Source organism: Pseudomonas sp. BP6 (genome assembly GCF_017875935.1).
GTDB classification, from domain to species: Bacteria; Pseudomonadota; Gammaproteobacteria; order Pseudomonadales; family Pseudomonadaceae; genus Aquipseudomonas; species Aquipseudomonas putida_Y.
In genome coordinates this window covers 3782293-3807435 of record NZ_JAGINI010000001.1, presented here as the reverse complement: position 1 = coordinate 3807435, position 25143 = coordinate 3782293, and the positions used below count along the sequence as shown (strand labels likewise).

The window sequence follows — 25143 nt, the reverse complement described above, 5'->3', positions numbered from 1 at the left end:
CGGCCTCTTCGCGGGCAAGCCCGCTTCCGCAGGATTCCCGCTAAATCAACGAATTAGCGGGTTACCCAGGAGAGCAGCCTCGACGAAGAGGCTGGCTGCATCACACGTCAGCTAGCCACAAAATTCGGCGGTGACACCAGCTCGACGGTCTGCTGCTTGCGCGGCGCCAGGATCTCGGCTTCACCCGCGACCACCAGCTCATCGTTCTGGTTGTACACATTGGTGGCGATGCGCACCTTGAACTTGGGCAGCTTCTCGAGGATTTCCAGGCGCACGGTCAGGGTGTCGCCAATTTTCACCGGCTTCTGGAAGCTCATTTGCTGGCCCAGGTAGATAGTGCCAGGGCCCGGCAGTGTGCACGCCACTGCAGCACTGATCAGCGCGCCGCTGAACATGCCATGGGCAATACGCTCGCGGAACATGCTCTTGGCGGCGAACTCGGCATCCAGGTGAACCGGGTTGTGGTCACCGGACATCGCAGCGAACAGCTGGATGTCGCGTTCTTCTACGGACTTCTTGTACTCGGCCTTCTGGCCGACTTCGAGGGCTTCGTAAGGCGTGTTGGTGACCTGGGACATCGATGCTTCCTTAAGCGTTGGGCGAGGGCGACTATCATTCACTGCGCGCAGGGCGGCCAAGGGCCAGCGCCTGTTCAAGCCAGCCGAGAATGTCGGCGATGACCTCGCCACGGTTGGTTTCGTTGAGTACTTCATGCCGCGCATCAGGATAGACGCGCAGCTGTACATGTCGATTGCCGGTCGCGCGCAGGGCGTCGGCCAGATGGGTGAGACGCTTGCCGGCACTGACCGGATCACATTCACCGCCGATCACCAGCATCGGCAGGTTGGGATCGATCTGCGCGAGGTTACCCGGCTGGCTGATCTGCGCCAAGCCTTGCAGCAGGTCGAGCCACAACTGGTTGGTGCAGCGAAAGCCGCATAACGGGTCATTCACGTACTGATCGACCTCGCCCGGGTCGCGGCTGAGCCAGTCGAATGCCGTGCGGTTGGGCTTGAAGGCGTTGTTGAACGAACCGAAGGACAACCATTCGATCAGTGCACTCTTGCCCAGTGGCCCCTGGCGCCAGGACTCCAGCCGGGCAATCAGCCGCGCAACGCGGTACAGCACGGCCGGTTGGTAGTTGGAGCCGCTGAGGATCGCCCCGTGCAGGCTGCCACTGTGATGCAGCAGGTAGGCCTGGGCGATGTAGCTGCCCATGCTGTGGCCGAACAGGAACAGCGGCGTGCACGGGAACTGCTGGCCGATGTGCTGGGCCACGCATCCCAGGTCGTTGACCACGGCATTCCAGCCATGATGGCGGGCGAACAGGCCGAGGTTGCCCAGTTCGGCAGTGCGCCCGTGGCCACGCTGATCGGCAGCGAACAGAGCAAAGCCGGCCTCGCTCAGGGCCTGGCCCAGGCGCTGGTAGCGCCCGGCATGCTCGGCCATGCCATGGGCCAGCAGCACCACGGCCTTTACCGGTGTGGCCGGCAGCCATTGGTATACATACAGGCTGCAGTGCTCACTGGCGGGCAGCCAGAAGGCGTCGTGGTGCATGGCGGGTCCTTGTGCGCGCGGTTACCCGAACAGTGTATGCACAACCGGCCGGATTGCAGGAGGGGCACAAATAAGATTCACAATGTTAATGGCGGGACTTGGCGTATATGCCACCTTGGGTTTACCTGCTAACGTCGAATCAACGCCTTTTCGCCAGCAGGCGGTCAGGCAAAGGACTAAAGGACGCAGTGCAGGTCCAGGCAGAGGAACAATAATAAATGCAAGCCGACTTCTGGAATGACAAGCGCCCGGCGGGCGTGCCTTCCACCATCGACATCAATGCCTACGCCTCGGTCGTCGAGGTGTTCGAACGCTCCTGCAAGCGCTTTGCGGACCGTCCGGCGTTCAGCAACCTGGGCGTGACCCTCAGCTACGCGGAACTGGAGCGCCATTCGGCAGCCTTCGCTGCCTGGTTGCAGCAGCACACCGACCTCAAGCCGGGTGAGCGCATCGCCGTGCAGATGCCCAACGTGCTGCAGTACCCCATCGCCGTTTTCGGTGCCATGCGCGCCGGACTGATCGTGGTCAACACCAATCCGCTGTACACCGAGCGCGAGATGCGCCACCAGTTCAAGGACAGCGGCGCGCGTGCGCTGGTGTACCTGAACATGTTCGGCAAGCGCGTGCAGGAGGTGCTGCCCGATACCGGTATCGAGTACCTGATCGAGGCAAAGATGGGCGACCTGCTGCCGACCGCCAAGGGCTGGCTGGTCAACACCGTGGTCGACAAGTTGAAGAAGATGGTGCCGGCCTACCAGTTGCCTCAAGCGGTGCCGTTCAAGCAGGTGCTGCGCGAGGGCCGCGGGCTGTCGCCCAAACCGGTGTCGCTGAACCTCGATGACATCGCTGTGCTGCAGTACACCGGCGGCACCACTGGCCTGGCCAAGGGCGCCATGCTCACCCACGGCAACCTGGTGGCCAACATGCTGCAGGTGCTGGCCTGCTTTTCGCAGCACGGCCCCGATGGGCAGAAGCTGCTGAAGGACGGCCAGGAGGTGATGATCGCGCCGTTGCCGCTTTACCACATCTATGCATTTACCGCGAATTGCATGTGCATGATGGTGACCGGCAACCATAATGTGCTGATTACCAACCCGCGGGATATTCCCGGCTTCATCAAGGAGCTGGGCAAATGGCGTTTCTCTGGCTTGCTGGGCCTCAATACCCTGTTTGTCGCCCTGATGGACCACCCGGGCTTCCGTCAGTTGGACTTCTCGGCGCTGAAGGTCACCAATTCTGGTGGCACAGCGCTGGTCAAGGCCACCGCCGAGCGCTGGGAAAACCTTACCGGGTGCCGCATCGTTGAAGGCTACGGCCTGACAGAAACCTCGCCGGTAGCCAGCACCAACCCATACGGCCAGCTGGCGCGTCTGGGGACGGTGGGCATCCCTGTGGCGGGTACTGCGTTCAAGGTCATCGATGATGACGGCAACGAACTGCCGCTGGGCGAGCGGGGCGAGCTTTGCATCAAAGGCCCGCAGGTCATGAAGGGGTACTGGCAGCAGCCCGAGGCAACGGCCCAGGCACTGGATGCAGAAGGCTGGTTCAAGACCGGTGATATCGCGGTGATCGACCCGGACGGCTTCACCCGCATCGTCGACCGCAAGAAGGATATGATCATCGTCTCGGGCTTCAATGTGTACCCCAACGAAATCGAGGATGTGGTGATGGGGCATCCCAAGGTCGCCAACTGTGCGGCTATCGGCGTGCCGGACGAGCGTTCAGGCGAGGCGGTCAAGCTGTTCGTGGTGCCGCGCGAGGGCGGGGTGAGCGTTGATGAGCTGAAGGCCTACTGCAAGGCCAACTTCACCGGCTACAAAGTACCCAAGCACATCGTGCTGCGCGAATCGTTGCCGATGACGCCGGTGGGCAAGATATTGCGGCGGGAGTTGCGCGATATAGCTTGATACGGGGATGGCGTCTTCGCGGGTAACCCGCTCCTATGTATGGACTCGCCCACACTGTCTAGCTGCTTTTTGAACATAGGAACCCGGTTGCATCTATGTATCAGGCCTATTCGAGGAAGCTTTTTGCTTCTGGCCAACATCGTGGTGAGCTCGCAGTGTGCCGTTTACATTGAGGCCACTATCAGGCCTGTAGGAGCGGAGGCATCGGTCTGCGACGGTCTTACCTAGGGTCAATGTTCACTAGCAGGGGTTGGAGCGCCTAGCGCCCCGGTGGCATTACCCGGTTGGTCAGAGGCTCATAGCCGCCTCCGGTTTTTCGTTCGGTTTGCGTTGGTAAACCTGATCGCTCTGTAACAGGGCCCAGATAATCCGCAGATTTCGATTAGCCAGCCTGATCGCCGCCTCCTTGCGCCCAAGGCGGGATAGCCAGCGCAAGAGGCGGCGATCATCTGGCTGATCGGAATCAGGCCTTAGCTGGCTCAAGACGGCATGCGCGCCCTGGATCATCAGGCTGCGTATGTAGCCGTCACCGCGCTTGCTCATCTTGCCCAATCTGATTTTGTTTCCGCTGCTGTGCTGATCGGGCACGATACCGAAGAAGGCGGAATACATTCGGCCACTGGCGAAGCGGCTGGGGTCGGTCTGTTTCGCCACGATCGCCGTGGCAATGATAGGGCCGACGCCGCGAATGGTGATCAGTCGCTGAGCGACTTTATCCTCTTGGGCAGTCGCTTCGAGCCGGCGGCTCAGCGCCGCTATGCGTTCACCTAGAGACAACCAGTCCATCAGCAACTCATCGAGCAACTCGCGCAACAGGTCGGGCAGAGGCAAGGAAGCATCCTCAAGCGCCTGAGGCACATGCTTATTGATCGCGGCATCGCCCTGGGGCATGGATACGCCATGCTCAAGTAGCAAACCACGGATCTGATTACCCAGCGCGGTATGTCGCTTGATGTTACCGCGCCGGATACGGTGCAGCGCTTGAATAGCCAGTGCTGTGGTGCTCTTGATCGGTATCGAAGCGATGCTCGTATCGCGACCGGCACGCAAAATGGCATAGCAGTCGTTACGATCGTTCTTAGCACCGCTGCGATGTTCGGCGACACGTTGCGCCGGCAGGATGCGAACCGGATTACCTTTGGTCTGCAGCAGCCTGGCCCAGGCTTGTGCACCTGGACCGCATTCCATCAAGACGGCCACGGTCGTTGGCAGCCTGAGCAGGAAATCATGGAACGCTTGGCGGGATTTGATGCGATCTTCGTAGATCACCCGACCAGTAGCGTCCTCGCCTGCTAATTGGAAGACCTGTTTGGCCAGGTCTACGCAGATGGTTGTGCAAAGCTCCACATCAGTGGAAGACAGGGAATCTTGTTTCGAACTATGCTTTTTCATGGTCTCGCCCTCGCTGCCGTTGGCTTCTTTGAACACCACCGTGGCACTGTGATGCCTCGGCGGGGGCGAGTCCATCGATTACACCGCCCAATGTAGGAGCGGGTTTACCCGCGAATGCCTTAAACCGCTCTAACAGGCTCTATACAGCCTTATCTGCGACATTTTGGATAATTACTCTAAAAATGACCTGTATTGTTCATTGAGTCATTTTTGTGACCGTAAGGCCTGTTTTGGCCTCTAGGCGACCCCGGACAAAGCTGTTACTCTCGGCCCGCTTCCAGATGATCCGGTTTGCAACGAACCGTCATCCCATATCAATAATAAGCGCATCGACGCGTGAATCGAACTTCGCTGTTGCTGAAGGAGTGGGCTTCCATGATCGAAAATTTTTGGAAGGATAAGTACCCAGCCGGGATTACGGCGGAAATCAATCCTGACGAATTCCCCAATATCCAGGCGGTACTCAAGCAATCCTGCCAACGCTTTGCCGACAAACCGGCCTTTAGCAACCTGGGCAAGACTATCACTTATGGCGAGTTGTATGCGTTGTCGGGGGCGTTTGCCGCCTGGCTGCAGCAGCATACCGACCTCAAGCCGGGTGACCGCATTGCCGTGCAATTGCCCAATGTCCTGCAATACCCGGTCGCGGTCTTCGGTGCCATGCGTGCCGGGCTGATCGTGGTCAACACCAACCCGCTGTACACCGCGCGGGAGATGGAACACCAGTTCAACGACTCTGGTGCCAAGGCCCTGGTGTGCCTGGCCAACATGGCTCACCTGGCCGAGAAAGTGGTGCCAAAAACCCAGGTCAGGCACGTTATCGTCACCGAAGTGGCCGACCTGCTGCCGCCACTCAAGCGCTTGTTGATCAACAGCGTGATCAAGTACGTGAAGAAGATGGTGCCGGCCTACAGCCTGCCGCAGGCCGTGCGTTTCAATGACGCCCTGGCGTTGGGCAAGGGCCAGCCAGTGACCGAAGCCAACCCGCAGGCCAACGACGTGGCGGTGCTGCAATACACCGGCGGTACCACCGGCGTGGCCAAGGGCGCCATGCTGACCCACCGCAACCTGGTGGCCAACATGCTGCAGTGCCGGGCACTGATGGGCGCCAACCTGCACGAAGGCTGCGAAATCCTCATCACCCCGCTGCCGCTGTACCACATCTATGCGTTTACCTTCCATTGCATGGCGATGATGCTGATCGGCAACCACAACGTGCTGATCAGCAACCCGCGAGACCTGCCGGCGATGGTCAAGGAACTGGGCAAGTGGAAGTTCAGCGGCTTTGTCGGCCTCAACACCCTTTTCGTTGCCCTGTGCAACAACGAGGCATTCCGTGCCCTGGATTTCTCGGCGCTGAAGATCACCCTGTCGGGCGGCATGGCCCTGCAGTTGAGTGTGGCTGAGCGCTGGAAGGCCGTTACCGGTTGTGCCATCTGCGAAGGCTACGGCATGACCGAAACCAGCCCGGTGGCGGCAGTGAACCCATCTGAAGCGAACCAGGTGGGTACTATCGGTATTCCGGTGCCGTCGACCCAGTGCAAGATCATCGACGACGCCGGCAATGAGCTGCCGCTTGGCGAAGTGGGCGAACTGTGCGTCAAGGGCCCGCAGGTGATGAAGGGCTACTGGCAGCTTGAAGACGCCACGGCCGAGATTCTCGACAGCGAAGGCTGGCTGAAGACCGGTGACATCGCCCTGATACAGGCGGATGGCTACATGCGCATCGTCGACCGCAAGAAAGACATGATTCTGGTCTCGGGCTTCAACGTGTACCCCAACGAGCTGGAAGACGTGTTGGCGGCCTTGCCGGGCGTGCTGCAGTGCGCGGCCATTGGTGTGCCGGACGAGAAGTCGGGTGAAGTGATCAAGGTCTTCATCGTGGTCAAGCCGGGCATGACCGTGACCAAGGAGCAGGTGATGGAGCACATGCGTGCCAACGTTACCGGCTACAAGGTACCGCGCCAGATCGAGTTCCGCGATTCGCTGCCAACCACCAACGTGGGCAAGATCCTGCGCCGCGAACTGCGTGATGAAGAGCTCAAGAAGCAAGGTTTGAAGAAGATCGCCTGACCATAAACCTGCACGCTCAGTGTAGGAGCCTTGTGTCGCGAAAGGGCCGCGAAGCGGCCCTGGGGTTTCGGCGGCGATGCAACAATGGCTGGGGGCGCTTTGCGCCCCTTTCGCGACACAAGGCCCCACAATAAGATGCGGCGCCGTCTTCAGACATTGTGAGCCCCTGTAGGCGCGGGTTTACCCGCGAATACGGTAGTGGCGACAACGGTGAACGGCGGGTGGAGATCGGTCAGCAGGGCCGGCCCTTTCGCGGGTAAACCCGCTCCTACATCCGCGCAACTCAGCGCAGCTTCTCGAGCATCTGGTAGTACCACATCCCCGCCGCCAGCAGCGGATTCCCCAGCAAGTCCCCCATCGGCACGCGCACATGCTTGCACTGGGCAAAGGTGTCGAACTTCTCCAGCGTCCCGGTCAACGCTTCGGCCATGATCTCACCCATGATGTGGCTGGTGGCAATGCCGTGCCCCGAGTAACCCTGGCAGTACCACACGTTGTCCGACAGCTTGCCCAGCTGCGGGATGCGGTTGACCACGATGCCCATGGCGCAGCTCCACTGGAATTCGATCGGCACCCCCTTCAATGCCGGGAAGGTGCGTTCGATGCAGGGGCGCAATTCGCCTTCGATGTCGCGTGAATCCTTGCCGGAGTAGTTGGCGCCGCCGCCGAACAGCAGGCGTTTGTCGGCTGTCAGGCGATAGTAGTCGAGGACGAAGCGGCAGTCGTATACCGCCAGGTCCTGTGGGTTGATCTGCTCGGCCAGCTCACCCAGGGGCGCGGTGGTGACGATACCGCCCATGGCCGGGAAGATCTTGCCCTTGAGCTGGCGCTTTTCCAGCTTGTGATACACATCACCAGCCAACATCACCTGGCGTGCTTCCACCCGGCCGTGGGCGGTAACCACCGCCGGGCGCGGGCCATGGACGATGTCCAGTACTTCGGAATTTTCGAATATCAGTGCACCCAGGCCATGTGCGGCACGGGTTTCGCCCAGGCACAGGTTGAGTGGGTGCAGGTGCAGGTTGCGCAGGTTCTTCAACGCGCCCAGATAAAGCGGGCTTTGCAGATGCTCCGCCACTGCAGAGCGGTCGAGCAGTTGCACCTGCTCGCCCATGCCACGGCGCCGTGCCTCGGCCTCGAACGCACGCAGCTCGTTCATGTGCGAAGGCTTCATGGCTGCATGCAGGTGGCCACGCTTGAGGTCGCAATCGATGCCATAGCGCGCCACGCGCTGCTCGATCACCTGGTGCCCGCGCCAGCGCAAGTGCCAGATGAAATCGTCGACTTCGGCGCCCAGGTGGTTGCGCATCTGCGCGCGCATGGCCTCGTCGCCCGACAGGCTGCCGGTGACCTGGCCACCGTTGCGCCCGCTGGCACCCCAGCCGATGCGGTTGGTTTCGACGATGGCGACCTTCAGGCCGCGCTCGGCCAGTTCCACTGCCGTGGCCACGCCCGTAAAGCCACCGCCGATGATCGCCACATCCACCTGCACTGTGCCCTTGAGTTGCGGGTACTCGCTGTGGTCGTTGAGGGTGGCGCTGTAATAGGACGGCGCGCGCTGCGCCGGGCCGTTGTTCAATGCTGCGTTCATGGGTGTTCCTTGTTATGTAGGGGCTCAGGCCTGGTGCAGGTACCAGCGCCAGTCCTGTTCGCTGACTTCGGCCATGAACTGGCGGTACTCGGCGCGCTTGACCTTCAGGTACACGCCAAGGAAGTCTTCGCCCAATGCTTCACGGGCCCAATCGGATTGTTGCAGGGCGTCGAGGGCGGTCAGCCAGTCGGTGGGCAAGTGTTCGGTGGCCTGGGCATAGCCGTTGCCTTCAACGGGGGCGCCTGGGTCAAGCTGTTCGCGGATGCCCCGGTGGCTGGCAGCAAGGATCGCCGCTGCAGCCAGGTAAGGGTTGGCATCAGCGCCGCAGATGCGGTGCTCCACATGCCGGCTGTTGGCCGGGCCACCCGGCACGCGTAGGCTCACGGTGCGGTTGTCCACGCCCCAGGTTGGCGCCAGGGGCGCATAGCTGTTGGCCTGGAAACGGCGGTACGAGTTGGCGTTGGGGCAGAACAGCAACAGCGAGTCGCGCAGGTGGCGCAGCATGCCGGCCACGGCCTGGCGCAGCAGCGGGGTGCCGGCCTTGTCTTCGCTGGCGAACAGGTTGTTGCCGTCGCTGTCGGCCAGGCTCAGGTGCATGTGCATGCCGGTGCCGGCCAGTTGGGCGAATGGCTTGGCCATGAAGCAGGCCTGCATGCCGTGGGCATGGGCCACACCTTTAACCAGGCGCTTGTAGCGCACCGCCTGGTCCATCGCCTGCAGCGCATCGCCATGCTCCAGGGTGATTTCCACCTGGCCGGGGGCGTACTCGGAAATGGCCGTGCGCGCCGGGATGCCTTGGGCCTTGCAGGCAGCGTAGAGGTCGGCGAGGAACGGTTCGATCTGCTCCAGTTCGCGCAGGCCATAGACCTGGGTGCTGCGGGGGCGGCCGCCATCGTTGTCCAGCGCCGGTTGTGGGCGGCCTTGGGCATCACGCTGCTGGTCAAGCAGGTAGAACTCCAGCTCGCAGGCCATCACCGGGTGATAACCGTCAGCCTTCAGCGCTTCGATGGTGCGCAGCAGCACATGGCGTGGGTCAGCGATGCTGGCGGGCAGGCCCTCCTTGGGGTGCATGCTCACCTGCACTGCGGCGGTTGGCACCCGGCGCCAGGGCAGGCGCACCAGGCTGCCGTCAAGCGGGTAGGCACGGCAGTCGATATCGCCGACATCCCACACCAGGCCGGAGTTTTCCACGTCGTCGCCATTGAGGGTCAGGCCAAGGATGGTGCTGGGCAGTGGCCGGCCGGTCTGGTACACGGCCAGCAGTTCCTCGCGGTGCAACAGTTTGCCGCGTGGCACGCCGTTGGCGTCGAGGATGAACAGTTCAAACAACTCGATATCGGGGTTGTCGGCCAGAAAACGGGTAGCCTGCTCTACAGGGGCAAAGTGCATGATCAATTCGCTCATGGGCGCGCAGGGCCACCGCGCAAGCAGGCGGCCCGGATGAGTCAAACGGCCAGAAGGTGGCCGGGTTTGGTCACAATGGCGTGAGCGAGGTGTCCGGTGGGCGCGCGTGACGGCAGTGCCACAAGGCCCAGAAGGCGAGGATGATGTGGACCAGCGGATTTTCCCCGGCACGCCTCCGGGCCTTCGGCAGCGAAGGGCGGGACGACGGTGGGGCGATGGGCTGGGCGGGAGTCATGCCTTTGATACTCACATGCGGCGTAAGGTTGATTAAAGCAGTGAATGGCAACCTTTACATCGCACTTGGCTAAACATTCGTGTTGAAAGCATCACGGTCAAAGTGGGAGCGGCCTTGCGTCGCGAAAGGGCCGCGTAGCGGACCCCGGCCATCAGCGACCACGCAGAAATTGCTGGGGCCGCTTTGCGGCCCTATCGCGACACAAGGCCGCTCCCACAGGGAGCGTGCAGGCAGCAGAGAATCCGCAAATCTGCGACAATCGCCCGACTTTCCGAATGCCGATCATGAAAAAGCAGGCTCACCTGCATCACTAAAAAGCCCCATGACTGACCACGCCATCGACAAACTGCTGCAAAACCTCGACCACGCCATGATTGCCGACCGCCATCGCTTGCGCCGGCAACTGCACGAACTGCGCAAGCGCCCCGACGAGGCGAAGCTGGCGCAGTGGGTGGAGAAGGTCCAGGCCTCCTGCGCTCAGGTCACCGCGCGTCAGCAGAGCGTGCCGACCGTACGCTACGACGACAACCTGCCCATCGCCGCCAAGCGTGACGAAATCAAGAAGGCCCTGGCCGAAAACCAGGTGTTGGTGATTGCCGGCGAAACCGGCTCTGGCAAGACGACCCAGTTGCCGAAGATCTGCCTTGAGCTTGGCCGTGGCAGCCATGGGTTGATCGCCCATACCCAGCCACGCAGGATCGCAGCGCGTAGCGTGGCAGCGCGGGTCGCCGAAGAGCTGGGCACGCCCTTGGGCGCGCTGGTCGGCTACCAGGTGCGTTTCGAAGACCAGAGCGATTCCAACACCTTGGTCAAGCTGATGACCGACGGCATCCTCCTGGCCGAAACCCAGCACGACCGCTTCCTTGAACGCTACGACACGATCATCGTCGACGAAGCGCACGAGCGCAGCCTGAACATCGACTTCCTGCTCGGCTACCTGAAAACGTTGCTGCATCGCCGACCGGACCTGAAGCTGATCATTACCTCGGCCACCATCGACCTGGAGCGCTTTTCCAGGCACTTCGACGGCGCACCGATCATCGAGGTGTCCGGGCGCACCTTCCCGGTGGACACCTGGTACCGCCCGCTGACCAGCGAACAGGACGAAGAGGGCAACCAGATCGAGGACGACCTCACCGTCGATCAGGCCATCCTTGCCACCCTCGATGAGCTGGCGCAGCACGAACGCAGCGAAGGCAAGGGCCCCGGCGATGTGCTGATCTTCCTGCCGGGCGAGCGGGAAATCCGTGATGCCGCCGAGATTCTGCGCAAGGCGCAACTGCGCCATACCGAGATTTTGCCGCTGTACGCGCGCCTGTCACCGGCCGAGCAGCAGCGTATCTTCCAACCGCACACCGGGCGCCGCGTGGTGCTGGCCACCAACGTCGCCGAAACCTCGCTGACTGTGCCGGGCATCCGCTATGTGATTGACACCGGTACTGCGCGCATCAGCCGCTACAGCTACCGCGCCAAGGTCCAGCGCCTGCCGATCGAGGCAGTGTCACAGGCCAGTGCCAACCAGCGTAAAGGCCGTTGCGGCCGGGTCGAGCCTGGCATTTGCGTGCGTCTCTACAGCGAAGAGGACTTCAACAGCCGGCCAGCGTTTACCGACCCGGAGATTCTGCGCACCAACCTGGCGGCGGTGATCCTGCAGATGTTGCACCTGCGCCTGGGTGCAATCGATGCCTTCCCGTTCATCGAGCCGCCAGATGGCAAAGCCATCAGCGACGGCTTCAACCTGTTGCAGGAGCTTTCGGCGGTCAACCGCGAGAACCAGCTGACGCCAATTGGCCGCCAGTTGGCGCGCTTGCCGATCGACCCTCGGCTGGGCCGCATGCTGCTTGAAGGCGCACGCCTGGGCAGCCTGCAGGAAGTGCTGATCGTCACCAGCGCGCTGTCGGTGCAGGACCCGCGTGAACGCCCTCCAGAACGCCAGCAGGCCGCCGATCAGGCGCACGCACAGTGGAAGGACGTGGACTCGGACTTCGCTGCGCTGGTCAACCTGTGGCGTGGCTTCGAGGAACAACGCCAGGCGCTGACCGCCAACCCGCTGCGCAACTGGTGTCGCAAGCAGTTCCTGAACTACCTGCGCCTACGCGAGTGGCGTGATGCTCATCGTCAGTTGGCGCTGATTTGCCGCGACCTGCAACTGACGGTGAACAAGGAACCGACCGATTACCAGAAGCTGCACAAGGCGATCCTCAGCGGGCTGCTCAGCCAGATCGGCCAGAAAACCGAAGAGGGCGACTACCAGGGCGCCCGCCAGCGGCGCTTCTGGGTGCATCCGTCGTCGGGCCTGGGGCGCAAGCGCCCGCAGTGGGTCATGGCTGCCGAGCTGGTCGAAACCACCAAGCTGTATGCGCGCATGGTGGCCAAGATCGAGCCGGACTGGATCGAGCCGCTGGCCGGCCACCTGATCAAGAAAAACCATTTCGAGCCGCACTGGGAGAAGAAGCGCGGGCAGGTGGTGGCCTACGAGCAGATCACCCTCTACGGCCTGATCCTGGTCGGCCGCCGGCCAGTGCACTACGGCCCGATCGACCCGGCGACCTCGCGCGAGCTGTTTATCCGCGAAGGCCTGGTGGGTGGCGAAATCCAGTCGCGGGCCAAGTGCCTGACGGCCAACAAGCGCCTGCTTGAAGAGCTGGACGAGCTGGAAGCCAAGGCTCGCCGGCGTGACATTCTGGCTGACGAAGAAACGCTGTACGCTTTTTACGAAGCGCGCCTGCCGGCAGAAATCCACCAGACGGCGACCTTCGACAGTTGGTACCGCATGGGCAGCCAAAAGGACGCCAACCTGCTGATCATGCGCGAGGAGGACGTGCTGGCCCGCGAGGCCAGCGAAGTGACCGCCGCACAGTACCCCGACAGTATGCAGGTGGGCGATTTGCGTCTGCCGCTGAGCTACCACTTCGAGCCCGGCCACCCCCGCGATGGTGTGACGGTGCGGGTGCCGGCGCCGCTGTTGCCGAGCCTGCCGGGCGAGCGCCTGGAGTGGCTGGTGCCAGGTCTGCTGGAGGCCAAGTGCGTGGCGCTGGTGCGCAACCTGCCCAAGGCCCTGCGCAAGAACTTCGTCCCGGTGCCAGACTTCGTCAAGGCTTCGCTGGCGCGCATGACCTTCGGCCAAGGGGCGCTACCGCAGGCCCTGGGCCAGGAGTTGTTGCGCATGACCGGGGCACGTGTGTCGGATGAGGCCTGGGACGAGTCGGTCAACCAGGTCGAAGGCCACCTGCGCATGAACATCGAAGTGGTCGATGGTCAGGGCAAGTTCCTTGGCGAAGGCCGTGACCTGGCAGAACTGACCGCGCGCTTTGCTGCCGCCAGCCAGGCTGCCTTGGCCGTGCCGCGTGACGCCAAGGGTGAGCAGCCGGTGCAGGCCAAGGCCTTCAGCGAAGTGAAGCAGACCGCCCAGCAGAAGATCGCCGGCCTGTCGATGACCGTGTACCCGGCACTGGTGGAAGACAACGGCACCGTGCGTGAAGGGCGCTTCTCGACCCAGGCCGAAGCCGAGTTTCAGCACCGCCGCGCATTGCAACGGCTATTGCTGCAGCAGTTGGCCGAGCCGGCCAAGTTCCTGCGCGGCAAGCTGCCGGGGCTGACCGAGCTGGGCCTGCTGTACCGTGAAATGGGGCGAGTAGAGGCGCTGGTCGAAGACATTCTGCTGGCTAGCCTGGACAGTTGCATCCTCGAAGGCGAACAACCGTTGCCACGTGATGGCGCGGCCTTGGCCGGGCTGGCTGAACGCAAGCGCGGCAGCTGGGCCGAGCATGCCGAGCGCCTGGCCAGGCAGACCCTGGAAGTGCTGAAGCTGTGGCATGGGCTGCAGAAGCGCTTCAAGGGCAAGATCGACCTGAGCCAAGCGGTGGCACTGAACGATATCAAACAGCAGCTAGGCAACCTGGTGTACCCGGGCTTTGTGCGCGAAACGCCTGGGGTGTGGTTCAAGGAGTTGCCGCGTTACCTCAAGGCGGTTGAATTGCGCCTCGAGAAACTTGGCTCGCAAGTACAGAAGGACCGGGTGTGGAGCGGCGAGCTGGCCAATTTGTGGACGCAGTACAAGGCCCGTGCCGACAAGCATGCCCAGGAAGGCAAGCGCGATGAGCAACTGACCGTGTACCGCTGGTGGCTGGAAGAGTATCGAGTGTCGCTGTTTGCCCAGCAGTTGGGGACCAAGGTGCCGATTTCTGACAAGCGATTGAGCAAACAATGGAGTCAGGTGGAAGGCTAACCTTCATTATTTGTGGCAAACTTTGGGGCGTTTGGGGCCGCTTTGCGGCCCTTGGCGGGTAAGCCCGCCCTGCGGGGGTAAATGTACGCCCCTGAATTGGCACTAAAGTGCCATTAACCTGTCATATTCCCAGCCAGCGCCTTGTGGCGATGGCCTTTGACCAGAGGAACGACCGTGCATAACGTCGTGATCAGCGGCACCGGCCTGTACACCCCGGCCCAGAGCATTTCCAACGAAGAGCTGGTGGCTTCCTTCAACGCCTGGTCGCAGCAGTTCAACCAGGACAACGCTGCCGCCATCGAGCGCGGAGAGGTCGAAGCGGCGCCGCTCTCCGACCCGGCGTTTATCGAAAAGGCCTCGGGCATCAAGAGCCGTTTTGTCATGGACAAGGCCGGTATCCTAGACCCGCAGCGCATGAAGCCGCGCCTGCCCGAGCGCAGCAACGATGAACCGTCGGTGCTCTGTGAAATGGCCGTGGCCGCTGCCCGTCAGGCCCTGCAGCGCGCTGGCCGAACGGCGGCCGATGTCGACGGGGTGATCGTCGCCTGCTCCAACTTGCAGCGCCCGTACCCGGCCATCGCCATCGAAGTGCAACAGGCACTGGGTATCCAGGGTTTTGCCTTCGACATGAACGTGGCCTGCTCGTCGGCCACCTTCGGCATCCAGACCGCCGCCAACAGCGTAGCGCTGGGCCAGGCGCGGGCAGTGCTGATGGTCAACCCCGAAGTGTGCACTGGCCACCTCAACTTCCGTGACCGCGACAGCCATTTCATATTTGGCGATGCTGCCACCGCCGTGTTGCTGGAGCGTGCCGACCAGGCCACTTCGGCGCACCAGTTCGACGTCGTCAGCAGCAAGCTCTGGACTGAGTTCTCCAACAACATCCGCAACAACTTCGGCTTCCTCAACCGTGCGGCGGAAGAGGGCGAAGGCGCTGCGGACAAGCTGTTCATCCAGGAAGGCCGCAAGGTGTTCCGCGAGGTGTGCCCGAAGGTGGCCGAGCTGATCGGTGAGCACCTGCAGGAGAACGGGCTGCAACCGGGCGACGTGAAGCGCTTCTGGCTGCACCAGGCCAACCTCAGCATGAACCAGCTGATCGTCAAGAAACTGTTGGGGCGTGAGGTGGCCGAGGAAGAGGCACCGGTGATTCTGGACCGTTACGCCAATACCAGCTCGGCGGGGTCGGTGATTGCCTTCCACCTGTACCAGGATGACCTGGCAAAGGGCTCGTTGGGCGTGTTGAGCTCGTTTGGTGCGGGGTATTCGATCGGTAGCGTGATTTTGCGCAAGCGCTGATTGAGCAGAAGCCTGTTCCGGCCCTTTCGCGGGTAAACCCGCTCCTACGACGGGCCGTGCCGGACCGCCCATGCGTGTACACCACCGACCGTTGTAGGAGCGGGTTCACCCGCGAATACGGTAGCGCCGGCACCGGTGAACGCCCGGTAGAAAGTGGCCGATGCATTTCTGGCAGGCAAAAAAGCGGGAAACGCCGGATGGGGTCGGCATTTCCCGCTTCAGGTGAAGCAGAGCAGGGTGTCGCTTAGAACTTGGCTTCCAGATCAACCTGCAGGGTGTCTACGTCAGCATTGCTGTTCGGCAGCTGCGACAGGTCGGTCTTGGCCATCAGGTAGGCAGCACCCAGGGAGAAGTTCTTGTCGATCTCGTAACCGACCTTGAACTTGTGACCACGCGAACCGGTGAAGCCGTTGCCGAAGTCCGAATCGGTGAACAGGCTGACCACCGCGTTACGCTGCACATCGCGGTAGTTGTAGTCCAGGCTCCAGGCGCCCATTTTGGTTTTCAAGCCAGCCAGCCAGGCCTGATCTTCGCCATCGGTGCTCTCGGTATTCTTCACGTACTGGCCATAGGCCGACAACGGAATGGCCAAGCCGGTGAAATCGATCTGGCCAAAGCCTTCCACCAGATTGAACTCGTTGGTGGTGTTGCCGAACGACTGCAGGATGGCTGCTTCCTTGTCGTTGTCGTAACCATAGATGCTGGCACCCACGGTGAGCTTGAGCACGTCGGCCGGCGCGAACTTGGCGCCCAGCTGTCCGTGGTAGACCTGCGCATCGTGCTTGTACTGGACGCCGTCACCATCGACGTTATCCTTCAGGGTGTACTGACCGGCGCTGGCAAAGACCTCGGCCCCACCCAGGTCAGCCTTGTAAGTGGCAGCCACACCTTCCGGGTTGATGTCGCCATCCCAGATGATGTCGCCCATGCTCACCCAAGGCTGTGGCATCTTGCCGCCAATCAGGTGCAGGTTAGGGACTGCAGTCGGGTGCCAGTCGAGGTAGGCCAGGTCGACCCACAGCGACTTCTTGTCGAAGTAGTTATCGAGGCTTTGGTTGGTCGAGCGCCGGTCGGCGCTGCTGCCAGTGGCTATACGAACCCCTGCGTCGACCTGCGGGTTGATCTCGCTGTAGAAGCCGACACGGGCACGCACGCGCTGGCGGTCCTGGTTGCCGCTGCTGCTGTTCGGGTCGTCGACGTTGACGTCTTCGTAACGCAGGCGTACGTCACCTTTGATCTGGGTCTTGGCGGCCCATGCCACTTTTTGTTCAAAGGAGCTCATACGTTCGGACTGAGCTTTCTGGTCGGCCTTTTCCTTGGTTTCTTTTGCCAGGTCGCCCTGCAGTTCGTTGTACTGCGCCTGGTTGATCGAGCCATTGGCGCGGAGCATTTCGAGCAGCTTGGCGTCGACAGCAGCACTGGCCGGGGCACTCAGGGCCAGCATCATGCCGGTGAGGCTTACTCCGGTAAGTGTGGAAACAAGACGCATAAGGTTCTCCCTACTGAAAAAAATGGGGGAGGCTCGAGCGCCTGCCCCTGCATTGGCATGTCTTCGGAAAGGGCCTGAGTAGACAGGTTCTGTGGATCCGGAAAACAGGCGCAAGTATTGCGGGGGCCAATGACAGATTAATGTCTGATTAATGGCACTGTTGTTAAGTAATTGAGAATGAAGGGATCAACCCGTCGATCGTCATTTGAGCGGCGGGCCTTCCTTGGGGATACTGACGGTCTTCAGACAGCGAGCCGAAAACGTGACCAGCCTGTACAGCCTTGCCCATCTGCGTGATCTTCCGACGGCCACCTGGGATGCCCTTGTGCCAGCCGGTCAACCCTTCCTGCGCCATGCTTTTCTCAGTGCAATGGAGGACAGCGGCAGCGTGGCGCGCAACACCGGCTGGGCCAGCGAGCACCTGGTGCTGGAGCGTGACGGGCAGGTGCGGGCGCTGTTGCCCGCGTACCGCAAGTGGCACTCGTTTGGCGAGTATGTGTTCGATCATGGTTGGGCCGATGCTTGTCAGCGGGCCGGTATCGCCTACTATCCAAAACTGCTTGGCGCTGTACCGTTCAGTCCGGTCAGCGGCCCTCGGCTGCTGGCGGCCGATCCGGCTGACGGTTTGTTGATGCTGCAGGCCCTGCCGGAGTATCTAGGCAAGGGTGGGCTTTCCGGAGCGCACATCAACTTCACCGACCAGGCGCTGGACGCGCAGTTGGCGGGCCTGCCAGGGTGGATGGAACGCCTGGGTTGCCAGTTTCACTGGCAAAACCGGGGGTATCGCGACTTCCAGGACTTTCTCGACAGCCTCAGCTCGCGCAAGCGCAAGCAGATGCGCAAGGAGCGCGAGCAGGTGGCCGGGCAGGGCATCGAATTCCGTTGGTACCGCGGCGAAGAGCTGGACGAGGCGCAGTGGGACTTCGTCTTCCTGTGTTACGCCAACACCTATGCGGTACGCCGCCGGGCACCTTACCTGACCCGCGAATTCTTCAGCCTGCTGGCCGAACGCATGCCCGAAGCGTTGCGCGTGGTGATGGCGCGCCAAGGCGGGCGTGATGTGGCAATGGCCCTGAGCCTGGTGGGGGGGGGCAGCCTGTTTGGCCGCTATTGGGGCTGCCTGGATGAGTTCGATCGGCTGCATTTCGAGACGTGCTTCTACCAGGGCATGGACTTTGCCATTGCCGAGGGTTACCAGCGTTTCGATGCCGGGGCGCAGGGCGAGCACAAGCTGATTCGCGGGTTCGAGCCGGTGTTGACGCGGTCCTGGCATTACCTGCTGCACCCGGGGTTGCGGCGGGCGGTGGAGGACTTTCTGCTCCAGGAACGGGAAGGGGTCAAGGGGTATGCCGAGGAGGCGCGGGGGATGTTGCCCTACCGCCGGGACTGAGCGTTTTGTGTTGCCTGTGCCGGCCTTTTCGCGGGCTTGCCCGCTCCCACAGGTATTGCACAGTTCTGATGGCCTGTGGTGATCCTGTGGGAGCGGGCGAGCCCGCGAAGAGGCCGCACAGGTGTCAATCGACCCCGACAAAGCCTCCGGTCTGGTGGTGCCACAATCGGGCATACAGCCCTTGCTGCTCCAGCAACTCACTGTGGCTGCCACTCTCGGCAATTCGCCCCTTGTCCAGCACCACCAGCCGGTCCATCCGGGCAATGGTCGACAGCCGGTGGGCGATGGCAATCACCGTCTTGCCCTGCATAAGCGTCTCCAGGCTTTCCTGGATCGCCGCTTCCACTTCCGAATCCAGCGCCGAGGTGGCCTCGTCCATGATCAGGATCGGTGCATTCTTCAACAGTACCCGGGCAATTGCGATGCGCTGACGCTGACCGCCCGACAACTTGACCCCGCGCTCCCCCACATGGGCATCGAAGCCGGTACGCCCCTGGGCGTCCGACAGTTGCGGGATGAACTCGTCGGCGCGGGCACGGCGCACGGCTTCTATCAACTCCGCCTCGCTGGCGTCTGGGCGACCATACAGCAAGTTGTCGCGGATCGAACGGTGCAGCAGCGAGGTGTCCTGGGTGATCATGCCGATCTGCGCACGCAAGCTGGCCTGGCTGACCTCGGCAATGTCCTGGCCGTCGATCAGGATGCGCCCACCCTGCACGTCGTACAGGCGCAACAGCAGGTTGACCAGGGTCGACTTGCCTGCCCCGGATGGGCCGATCAAGCCAATTTTCTCACCAGGGCGGATGTCCAGGTTGAGCCCTTCGATGACATTGGCAGCCTTGCCGTAATGGAAGTCGACGTCATCAAAACGCACCGCGCCGCGGCTGACCTTCAGTGCCGGCGCATTGGGCGGGTCGGTGACGGTGACCGGCTGGGCGATGGTCTGCAGGCCGTCCTGCACCATGCCGATGTTCTCGAAAATGCCGTTGACCACCCACATGATCCAGCCTGACATGTTGACGATGCGGATCACCAGGCCAGTGGCCAGGGCGATGGCGCCAACGGTGATCAGCGACTGGCTCCAGAGCCACAGGGCAAGGCCGGTGGTAGTGACCACCAGCAGGCCATTGAGCGTGGTGATGACCACGTCCATGCTGGTGACCACCCGTGAGGCCAGCTGGGTTTTTTCGGTTTGTTCGCGGATTGCTTCGCGAGCGTATTGCTGTTCGTAGTCGGTGTGGGCGAACAGCTTGAGGGTGGCGATGTTGGTGTAGCCATCGACGATACGCCCCATGAGCTTGGAGCGGGCGTCGGAAGAAATCACCGAGCGTTCCTTCACCCTCGGCACGAAGTAGCAGAGCGCGGCGATGTAGCCGATGATCCACAACAGCAGCGGCAGCATCAGGCGCCAGTCGGCCTCGGCAAACAACACCAGCGACGTAATGGCGTAGATCAGTACATGCCATAGCGCGTCCACGGCCTGTACGGCGGAGTCGCGCAGCGAGTTGCCGGTCTGCATGATGCGTTGGGCAATGCGCCCGGCAAAGTCGCTCTGGAAGAAGTTCAGGCTCTGCTTGAGCACGTAGGTATGGTTCTGCCAGCGGATCAGGCTGGTCATGCCAGGGTTGATGGTCTGGTGCACCAGCAGGTCATGCAGGCCGAAGAACACTGGCCGCAGCAGCAGGATCACCACCAGCATCCAGATCAGCTCGCCGCTGTGCTCGCTGAAGAAGTTGGCATTGGGCGTACCCTGGGCCAGGTCGATGATGCGGCTGAGGTAGCTGAACATCGCCACCTCGATCAGCGAGGCGAACAGGCCAACCACCAGCAGCGCGAGAAAAGCAGGCCATACCTGGCGCAGGTAGTACAGATAGAACGGCCACACCGTGCTCGGTGGGGCTTCGCTCGGTGCCGCGCGGAAAATATCGATCAGTCTTTCGAAACGACGGTACAGCATGGTCGACAACACTCCTGTTCGTCCGACCCTCAGGCGGTTTCACATCCTTGTGAAGCTGCAGTCAGTCGATACGTTTGGCGGACTTGATATAGACCGGATCGGCCGGTACGTCGCGCATGCCTTTTTTGATGGTGGTGGGCGAGTTGACGATCTGGTCGACCACTTCCATGCCCTTGGTCACTTTGCCGAACACGGCGTAACCGGCGTCGCGGCCCGGGTTGAGGAAGTCGTTGTCGGCGACGTTGATGAAGAACTGGCTGGTGGCTGAATTCGGGTTGGACGTGCGCGCCATCGACAGTGTGCCGCGGGTGTTCTGCAGGCCGTTGCTGGCCTCGTTCTTGATCGGGTCGTTGGTGTTCTTCTGCACCATCTGGTCAGTGAAACCGCCGCCCTGGACCATGAACCCCGGGATCACGCGGTGGAAGATGGTGTTGTTGTAGAAGCCGCTGTCGACGTACTCCAGGAAGTTCTTGGTACTGATCGGTGCCTTCTCGGCGTTCAGCTCGATTTCGACCTGGCCGAAGCTGGTGTCCAGCATGACGTGCGGGGTCTTGTCGGAAGCCATGACACTGGTGGCGAAGGCAACCGAGCAGGCGGTGAGCAGGAGTTTTTTCAGCATGGGCTCAAAGATCCTTGAGAGGTGGAAGCGGCTGCGAGGAACTGCAGCAGGGTCTGGTTGAAGACCTCGGGTTGATCGAGGGGTGTAGCGTGCCGGGAATCGTCGACGACGACCAGCCTGGCGTTGGGTATTAGGGCGACGTAGCGCTCTTTGAGTTGTATCGGCGTGTAATCGTGGTCGGCGGCGATCACCAGAGTAGGGCAGCGAATCTGCCCGATGCGTTCCTGCACGCCCCAGTCGACGATAGCGTCGAAGCTCTTGAGGTAGGCGCGTTTGTCGTTGCGCGCCCAGCGCTGGGCCATCTTCTGCCGCAGGTCTGCTTGTTGTGGTTTGGGGAACAGTCGCTCGGCCAGCCCCTTGCCGACGGTTTCGACACTGAGGACGCGCGCCAGGCTCCAGCGCTTGAACCACCATAGCCAGTCACTGCGGGTGCGGCGCTTGACCTCGGGGGCGCTGTTGACGATGCACAGGCTGCGCAACCATTGCGGGTGGTCGGCGGCAAACTGGAAGCCGACCATGCCGCCCATGGACAGGCCGACGAAGTGCACCGGGCCTGTGTGCAAGTGTTCGAGCAGGGCAAGCAGGTCGGCACTGAAGGTGGCGATCTGGTAACCGTCAGCGGGTTTGTCGGAGCGACCGTGGCCGCGGATGTCCATGAGGATCACCCGATAGTGGCGGCTGAGCACTGGCACCTGCAACTCCCAGTCCTGGCAGCTGGAGCCCAGCCCGTGCAGCAATACCAGGGGTTCGCCCTGGCCATATTCCTCGTAATGCAGTGTGCATCCTTCGTGTTCGAAATAGGCCATGGGCGCGGTCCTCTCAGGCTTGCGGGGGGGCTGCGAAGGGCACGTCCAGTGGCGCGGTGTCAAAATTGCGCAGCAGGTCGATGAGAATCTGCGTGGCCGGGCCCAGGGTCTTCTCTTTGCTCGAGTAAAGGTAGAACAGTGGGTGGCGGCTGCCACCCTGATCCAGTGGCAAGGGCTTGAGCACGCCTTCGCGCAGTTCACGCTCGATCATGTGACGGGGCAGCCAGGCAAAGCCCAGGCCGCTGCTGACGAAGGTGGCGGCGGTGCCCAGGCTGCCGACGGTCCAGCGCTGCTCGGCGCCCAGCCAGCCTACGTCACGCGGTTGGGCGCGGCCGGAATCGCGGATCACCACCTGCAGCTGGCTTTCCAGGTCCTGGAAGGTCAGTTCACGGCCCAGGCGGTGCAGGCTGTGCTCGGGGTGGGCGACGGCGATGAACTCCACTGCGCTCAATTCGGCACCCAGGTAGCCGCCGATGCTGTAGCTGCTGATGGCCAGGTCGGCGATGCCTTCGTGCATCACTTCCTCCACGCCAGACAGTACCTCTTCACGCAGGCGCACCCGGCAGCCGCGGCTTTGCGGCATGAACGCAGCCAGCGCGCGCACCAGGCGGGCACTGGGGTAGGCGGCATCGACCACCAGGCGCACCTCGGCTTCCCAGCCTTGTTCCATGTGATGGGCCAGGTCTTCGAGCTGGCTGGCCTGTTTGACCAGGTGGCGCGAGCGGCGCAGCAGCACATTGCCGGCTTCGGTCAGCACCGCCTTGCGGCCATCGATGCGCAACAGCGGCACGCCCAGTTGCTCCTGCATGCGGGCCACGGTGTAGCTGACCGATGACTGCGAGCGGTGCAAGGCCTCGGCGGCCTGGGCAAACCCGCCGTGATCGACCACTGCTTGCAGGGTTCGCCACTGGTCAAGGGTTACGCGTGGCGCTTTCATCTTTCGCTCCTGTTGTCCTAAGCTGCGCTCTTTCAAGGAGAACGGCCCATGAAGAAATGTTGTGCGGCAATACTGATGTGCCTGCCCCTCGGGGCCATGGCTTATCCCATCGATGTAGAGAAGGAGCTGACCGGGGTCAAGCTCGACTACACCGCCTATGACACGGCCTATGACATTGGCGCCATCACCCTCAACAACTATGGGCAGGTCCCGGCGGCGTGCAAGGTGACCTTTCGCAATGGGCCGGAGGCACCGCGGGTGCGCCGGGTGAACGTACCGGCGGGTAAAAGCGTCGATGTCACCGCCAAATTCAATCGACAAATCATCAAACTGCGCATCGCCTTGAACTGCAGTGCGGAATAAACTGATTAATCGATAGATTGGACCCACTTTTTACGCTTTTTTATCGATAGGTCAAGCCTTAATCTCACCTCCATCGAATCGCTCCCTTTTTGCCGATGGAGGCACCCCATGTCCCGCGTACTGATCATCGAAAGCAGCGCCCGCCAGCAGGATTCCGTTTCCCGTCAGCTGACCAAGGATTTCATCCAGCAATGGCAGGCCGCTCACCCAGTCGATCAGATCAGCGTGCGTGACCTGGCTGTAAACCCGGTGCCGCACCTGGACGCCAACCTGCTGGGTGGCTGGATGAAGCCCGAAGAACAGCGCACCGCCGCCGAACTGGAGGCCCTGGCCCGTTCCAACGAGCTGACGGATGAATTGCTGGCTGCCGACGTGCTGGTGATGGCGGCGCCCATGTACAACTTCACCATCCCCAGCACTCTCAAGGCCTGGCTGGACCACGTGCTGCGTGCGGGTATCACCTTCAAGTACACCCCGACCGGCCCGCAAGGCCTGCTGACCGGCAAGCGCGCCATCGTCCTGACTGCCCGCGGCGGCATCCATGCTGGTGCCAGCAGTGACCACCAGGAACCGTACCTGCGTCAGGTAATGGCTTTCATCGGCATCCACGATGTCGACTTCATCCATGCCGAGGGCCTGAACATGAGCGGCGAGTTCCACGAGAAGGGCGTCAACCAGGCCAAGGCCAAGCTGGCGGCGGTGGCCTGAGGCTTCACGAATTCCCAACCCTGACACCTGTTTTTGCTCCTTTGGGTGTACCTGCCCGGCTTGTATGGCCGGGTTTTTTTATGCCTGGGGTTTTGAGGTCGCCAGTGCCGGCCTCTTCGCGGGTAAACCCGCTCCTACAGGGCCTCCACACGCCGGAAGATATTGCAGGTCCCTGTGGGAGCGGGCGTGCCCGCGAAGAGGCCGGGACAGCCCCTACATTCCTCATGGTTGAACTCATTCGCCGCAACCCGCTAAGGTCGCCGCCTTGATTCACGAGAGGCAACCATGGGCTACCTGATAATCGTCGCGCTGATCCAGGCGTTTTCCTTCAGCCTGATCGGCGAGTACCTGGCCGGGCACGTTGACAGCTATTTCGCGGTGCTCGCGCGGGTACTGCTGGCTGGCCTGGTGTTTCTGCCGCTGACCCGCTGGCGCCACGTCGAGCCGGGCTTCATGCGCTGGATGCTGCTGATCGGTGCGTTGCAGTACGGCATCACCTACGTCTGCCTGTACCTGAGTTTTCGCGTGCTCACGGTGCCAGAGGTGCTGCTGTTCACCATCCTCACGCCGCTGCATGTGACGTTGATTGAAGACGCCATGAACCGGCGCTTCAACCCCTGGGCGCTGCTGGCCGCACTGGTTGCGGTGGCCGGCGCCGCCGTGATCCGCTTCGACAGCATCAGCGGCGAGTTCTTCATCGGCTTCCTACTGCTGCAACTGGCCAACTTCACCTACGCTGCCGGCCAGGTGCTGTACCGTCACCTGGTCGCTCGCCACCCCAGCGACCTGCCACACTACGCCCGCTTCGGGTACTTTTACCTCGGCGCGTTGCTGGTGGTGCTGCCGGCCTTCTTGCTGTTCGGCAACACTCAGCACCTGCCAAGCACGGATGTGCAATGGCTGGTGCTGCTGTTCCTGGGCCTGTGCCCGACGGCGCTGGGGCTGTACTGGTGGAACAAAGGTGCATGCCTGGTTTCTGGCGGTACGCTGGCGGTCATGAACAACCTGCATGTGCCGGTAGGGCTGCTGCTGAACCTGTTGATCTGGAACCAGCACGAGCCGCTGGGGCGGCTGTTCATCGGTGGGGGGATCATCCTGGCGTCGGTGTGGCTGAGCCGCCTGGGTGGGCGCGCACAGGCGCCGCTGGCCGGCAAGGCCTGACGCGCCCTTTGATCCGGGGGCTGCTAGGCA

Annotated in this window: 18 protein-coding genes; 8 read left to right on the top strand and 10 right to left on the bottom strand. The window is 62.1% G+C overall.

The annotated features are described in order from the left end of the window. Positions 1-107: 107 nt before the first annotated feature. Together J3A98_RS17240 and J3A98_RS17235 are read right to left on the bottom strand one after the other, a co-directional pair. Positions 108-578, bottom strand: coding sequence for a MaoC family dehydratase (locus J3A98_RS17240; RefSeq protein ID WP_003254624.1), 471 nt, complete (start codon positions 576-578; stop codon positions 108-110). 34 nt (positions 579-612) lie between these two features. Continuing rightward, the gene (locus J3A98_RS17235; RefSeq protein ID WP_209967513.1) at positions 613-1557 is read right to left on the bottom strand and encodes an alpha/beta hydrolase; all 945 of its coding nucleotides are present in this window, start codon (positions 1555-1557) and stop codon (positions 613-615) included. Between the two features lie 218 nt (positions 1558-1775). Between J3A98_RS17235 and fadD2 the strand changes: the two genes are divergently transcribed. Next, on the top strand, positions 1776-3464 hold the full coding sequence (gene fadD2, locus J3A98_RS17230) for a long-chain-fatty-acid--CoA ligase FadD2 (protein ID WP_176685581.1): 1689 nt from the start codon (positions 1776-1778) through the stop codon (positions 3462-3464). Positions 3465-3752: 288 nt separating this feature from the next. Here fadD2 and J3A98_RS17225 read toward each other — a convergent pair whose 3' ends face one another. Continuing rightward, on the bottom strand, positions 3753-4811 hold the full coding sequence (locus J3A98_RS17225) for an IS110-like element ISPpu11 family transposase (protein ID WP_209969857.1): 1059 nt from the start codon (positions 4809-4811) through the stop codon (positions 3753-3755). A 420-nt stretch (positions 4812-5231) separates the two neighbouring features. Between J3A98_RS17225 and fadD1 the strand changes: the two genes are divergently transcribed. Further along, positions 5232-6929 (top strand): long-chain fatty acid--CoA ligase, encoded by a 1698-nt coding sequence (gene fadD1 / locus J3A98_RS17220; RefSeq protein ID WP_209967510.1) that lies wholly within the window; start codon positions 5232-5234, stop codon positions 6927-6929. Positions 6930-7212: 283 nt separating this feature from the next. On the opposite strand, the gene J3A98_RS17215 is transcribed toward fadD1, so the two are convergent. Together J3A98_RS17215 and J3A98_RS17210 are read right to left on the bottom strand one after the other, a co-directional pair. Then, complete coding sequence (locus J3A98_RS17215) at positions 7213-8520, bottom strand: FAD-binding oxidoreductase (protein ID WP_209967508.1); 1308 nt, start codon at positions 8518-8520, stop codon at positions 7213-7215. A 24-nt stretch (positions 8521-8544) separates the two neighbouring features. Next, complete coding sequence (locus J3A98_RS17210) at positions 8545-9909, bottom strand: glutamine synthetase family protein (RefSeq protein WP_209969891.1); 1365 nt, start codon at positions 9907-9909, stop codon at positions 8545-8547. A 572-nt stretch (positions 9910-10481) separates the two neighbouring features. Between J3A98_RS17210 and hrpA the strand changes: the two genes are divergently transcribed. After that, positions 10482-14387 carry an ATP-dependent RNA helicase HrpA gene (gene hrpA, locus J3A98_RS17205; RefSeq protein WP_209967506.1) on the top strand — a complete coding sequence of 1302 codons (3906 nt, stop codon included), beginning with the start codon at positions 10482-10484 and terminating at the stop codon, positions 14385-14387. A gap of 174 nt (positions 14388-14561) precedes the next feature. Next, a complete protein-coding gene (locus J3A98_RS17200) occupies positions 14562-15683 on the top strand; it encodes a beta-ketoacyl-ACP synthase III (protein WP_176685578.1) in 1122 nt (373 codons plus the stop codon). 244 nt (positions 15684-15927) lie between these two features. On the opposite strand, the gene J3A98_RS17195 is transcribed toward J3A98_RS17200, so the two are convergent. Further along, on the bottom strand, positions 15928-17172 hold the full coding sequence (locus J3A98_RS17195; protein ID WP_176685577.1) for a putative porin: 1245 nt from the start codon (positions 17170-17172) through the stop codon (positions 15928-15930). A 262-nt stretch (positions 17173-17434) separates the two neighbouring features. On the opposite strand from J3A98_RS17195, the gene J3A98_RS17190 reads away from it, so the two are divergent. Further along, positions 17435-18562, top strand: coding sequence for a GNAT family N-acetyltransferase (locus J3A98_RS17190; protein WP_209967504.1), 1128 nt, complete (start codon positions 17435-17437; stop codon positions 18560-18562). Positions 18563-18686: 124 nt separating this feature from the next. Here the strand turns inward: J3A98_RS17190 and J3A98_RS17185 are convergent, their stop codons facing one another. The 4 genes from J3A98_RS17185 to J3A98_RS17170 form a co-directional block, all read right to left on the bottom strand. Continuing rightward, positions 18687-20519, bottom strand: a complete 1833-nt coding sequence (locus J3A98_RS17185; protein ID WP_209967503.1) for an ABC transporter ATP-binding protein — start codon at positions 20517-20519, stop codon at positions 18687-18689. A gap of 61 nt (positions 20520-20580) precedes the next feature. Continuing rightward, a complete protein-coding gene (locus tag J3A98_RS17180; protein ID WP_021783413.1) occupies positions 20581-21138 on the bottom strand; it encodes a peptidylprolyl isomerase in 558 nt (185 codons plus the stop codon). Next, complete coding sequence (locus tag J3A98_RS17175) at positions 21132-21944, bottom strand: alpha/beta hydrolase (RefSeq protein ID WP_209967501.1); 813 nt, start codon at positions 21942-21944, stop codon at positions 21132-21134. The genes J3A98_RS17180 and J3A98_RS17175 overlap by 7 nt, the downstream gene beginning before the upstream one ends. A gap of 13 nt (positions 21945-21957) precedes the next feature. After that, entirely contained in the window at positions 21958-22881 is a 924-nt protein-coding gene (locus J3A98_RS17170; protein WP_003254610.1) for a LysR family transcriptional regulator, read from the bottom strand. A gap of 48 nt (positions 22882-22929) precedes the next feature. Here J3A98_RS17170 and J3A98_RS17165 point away from each other — a divergent pair, with 48 nt between their 5' ends. The 3 genes from J3A98_RS17165 to J3A98_RS17155 all read left to right on the top strand — a co-directional run bounded on the left by J3A98_RS17165 (position 22930) and on the right by J3A98_RS17155 (position 25113). Further along, positions 22930-23244 (top strand): hypothetical protein, encoded by a 315-nt coding sequence (locus J3A98_RS17165; protein WP_012051530.1) that lies wholly within the window; start codon positions 22930-22932, stop codon positions 23242-23244. 108 nt (positions 23245-23352) lie between these two features. Next, positions 23353-23952, top strand: coding sequence for an FMN-dependent NADH-azoreductase (locus J3A98_RS17160; protein ID WP_176685573.1), 600 nt, complete (start codon positions 23353-23355; stop codon positions 23950-23952). Between the two features lie 285 nt (positions 23953-24237). Then, positions 24238-25113, top strand: a complete 876-nt coding sequence (locus J3A98_RS17155) for a carboxylate/amino acid/amine transporter (RefSeq protein WP_209967499.1) — start codon at positions 24238-24240, stop codon at positions 25111-25113. Positions 25114-25143 lie beyond the last annotated feature (30 nt).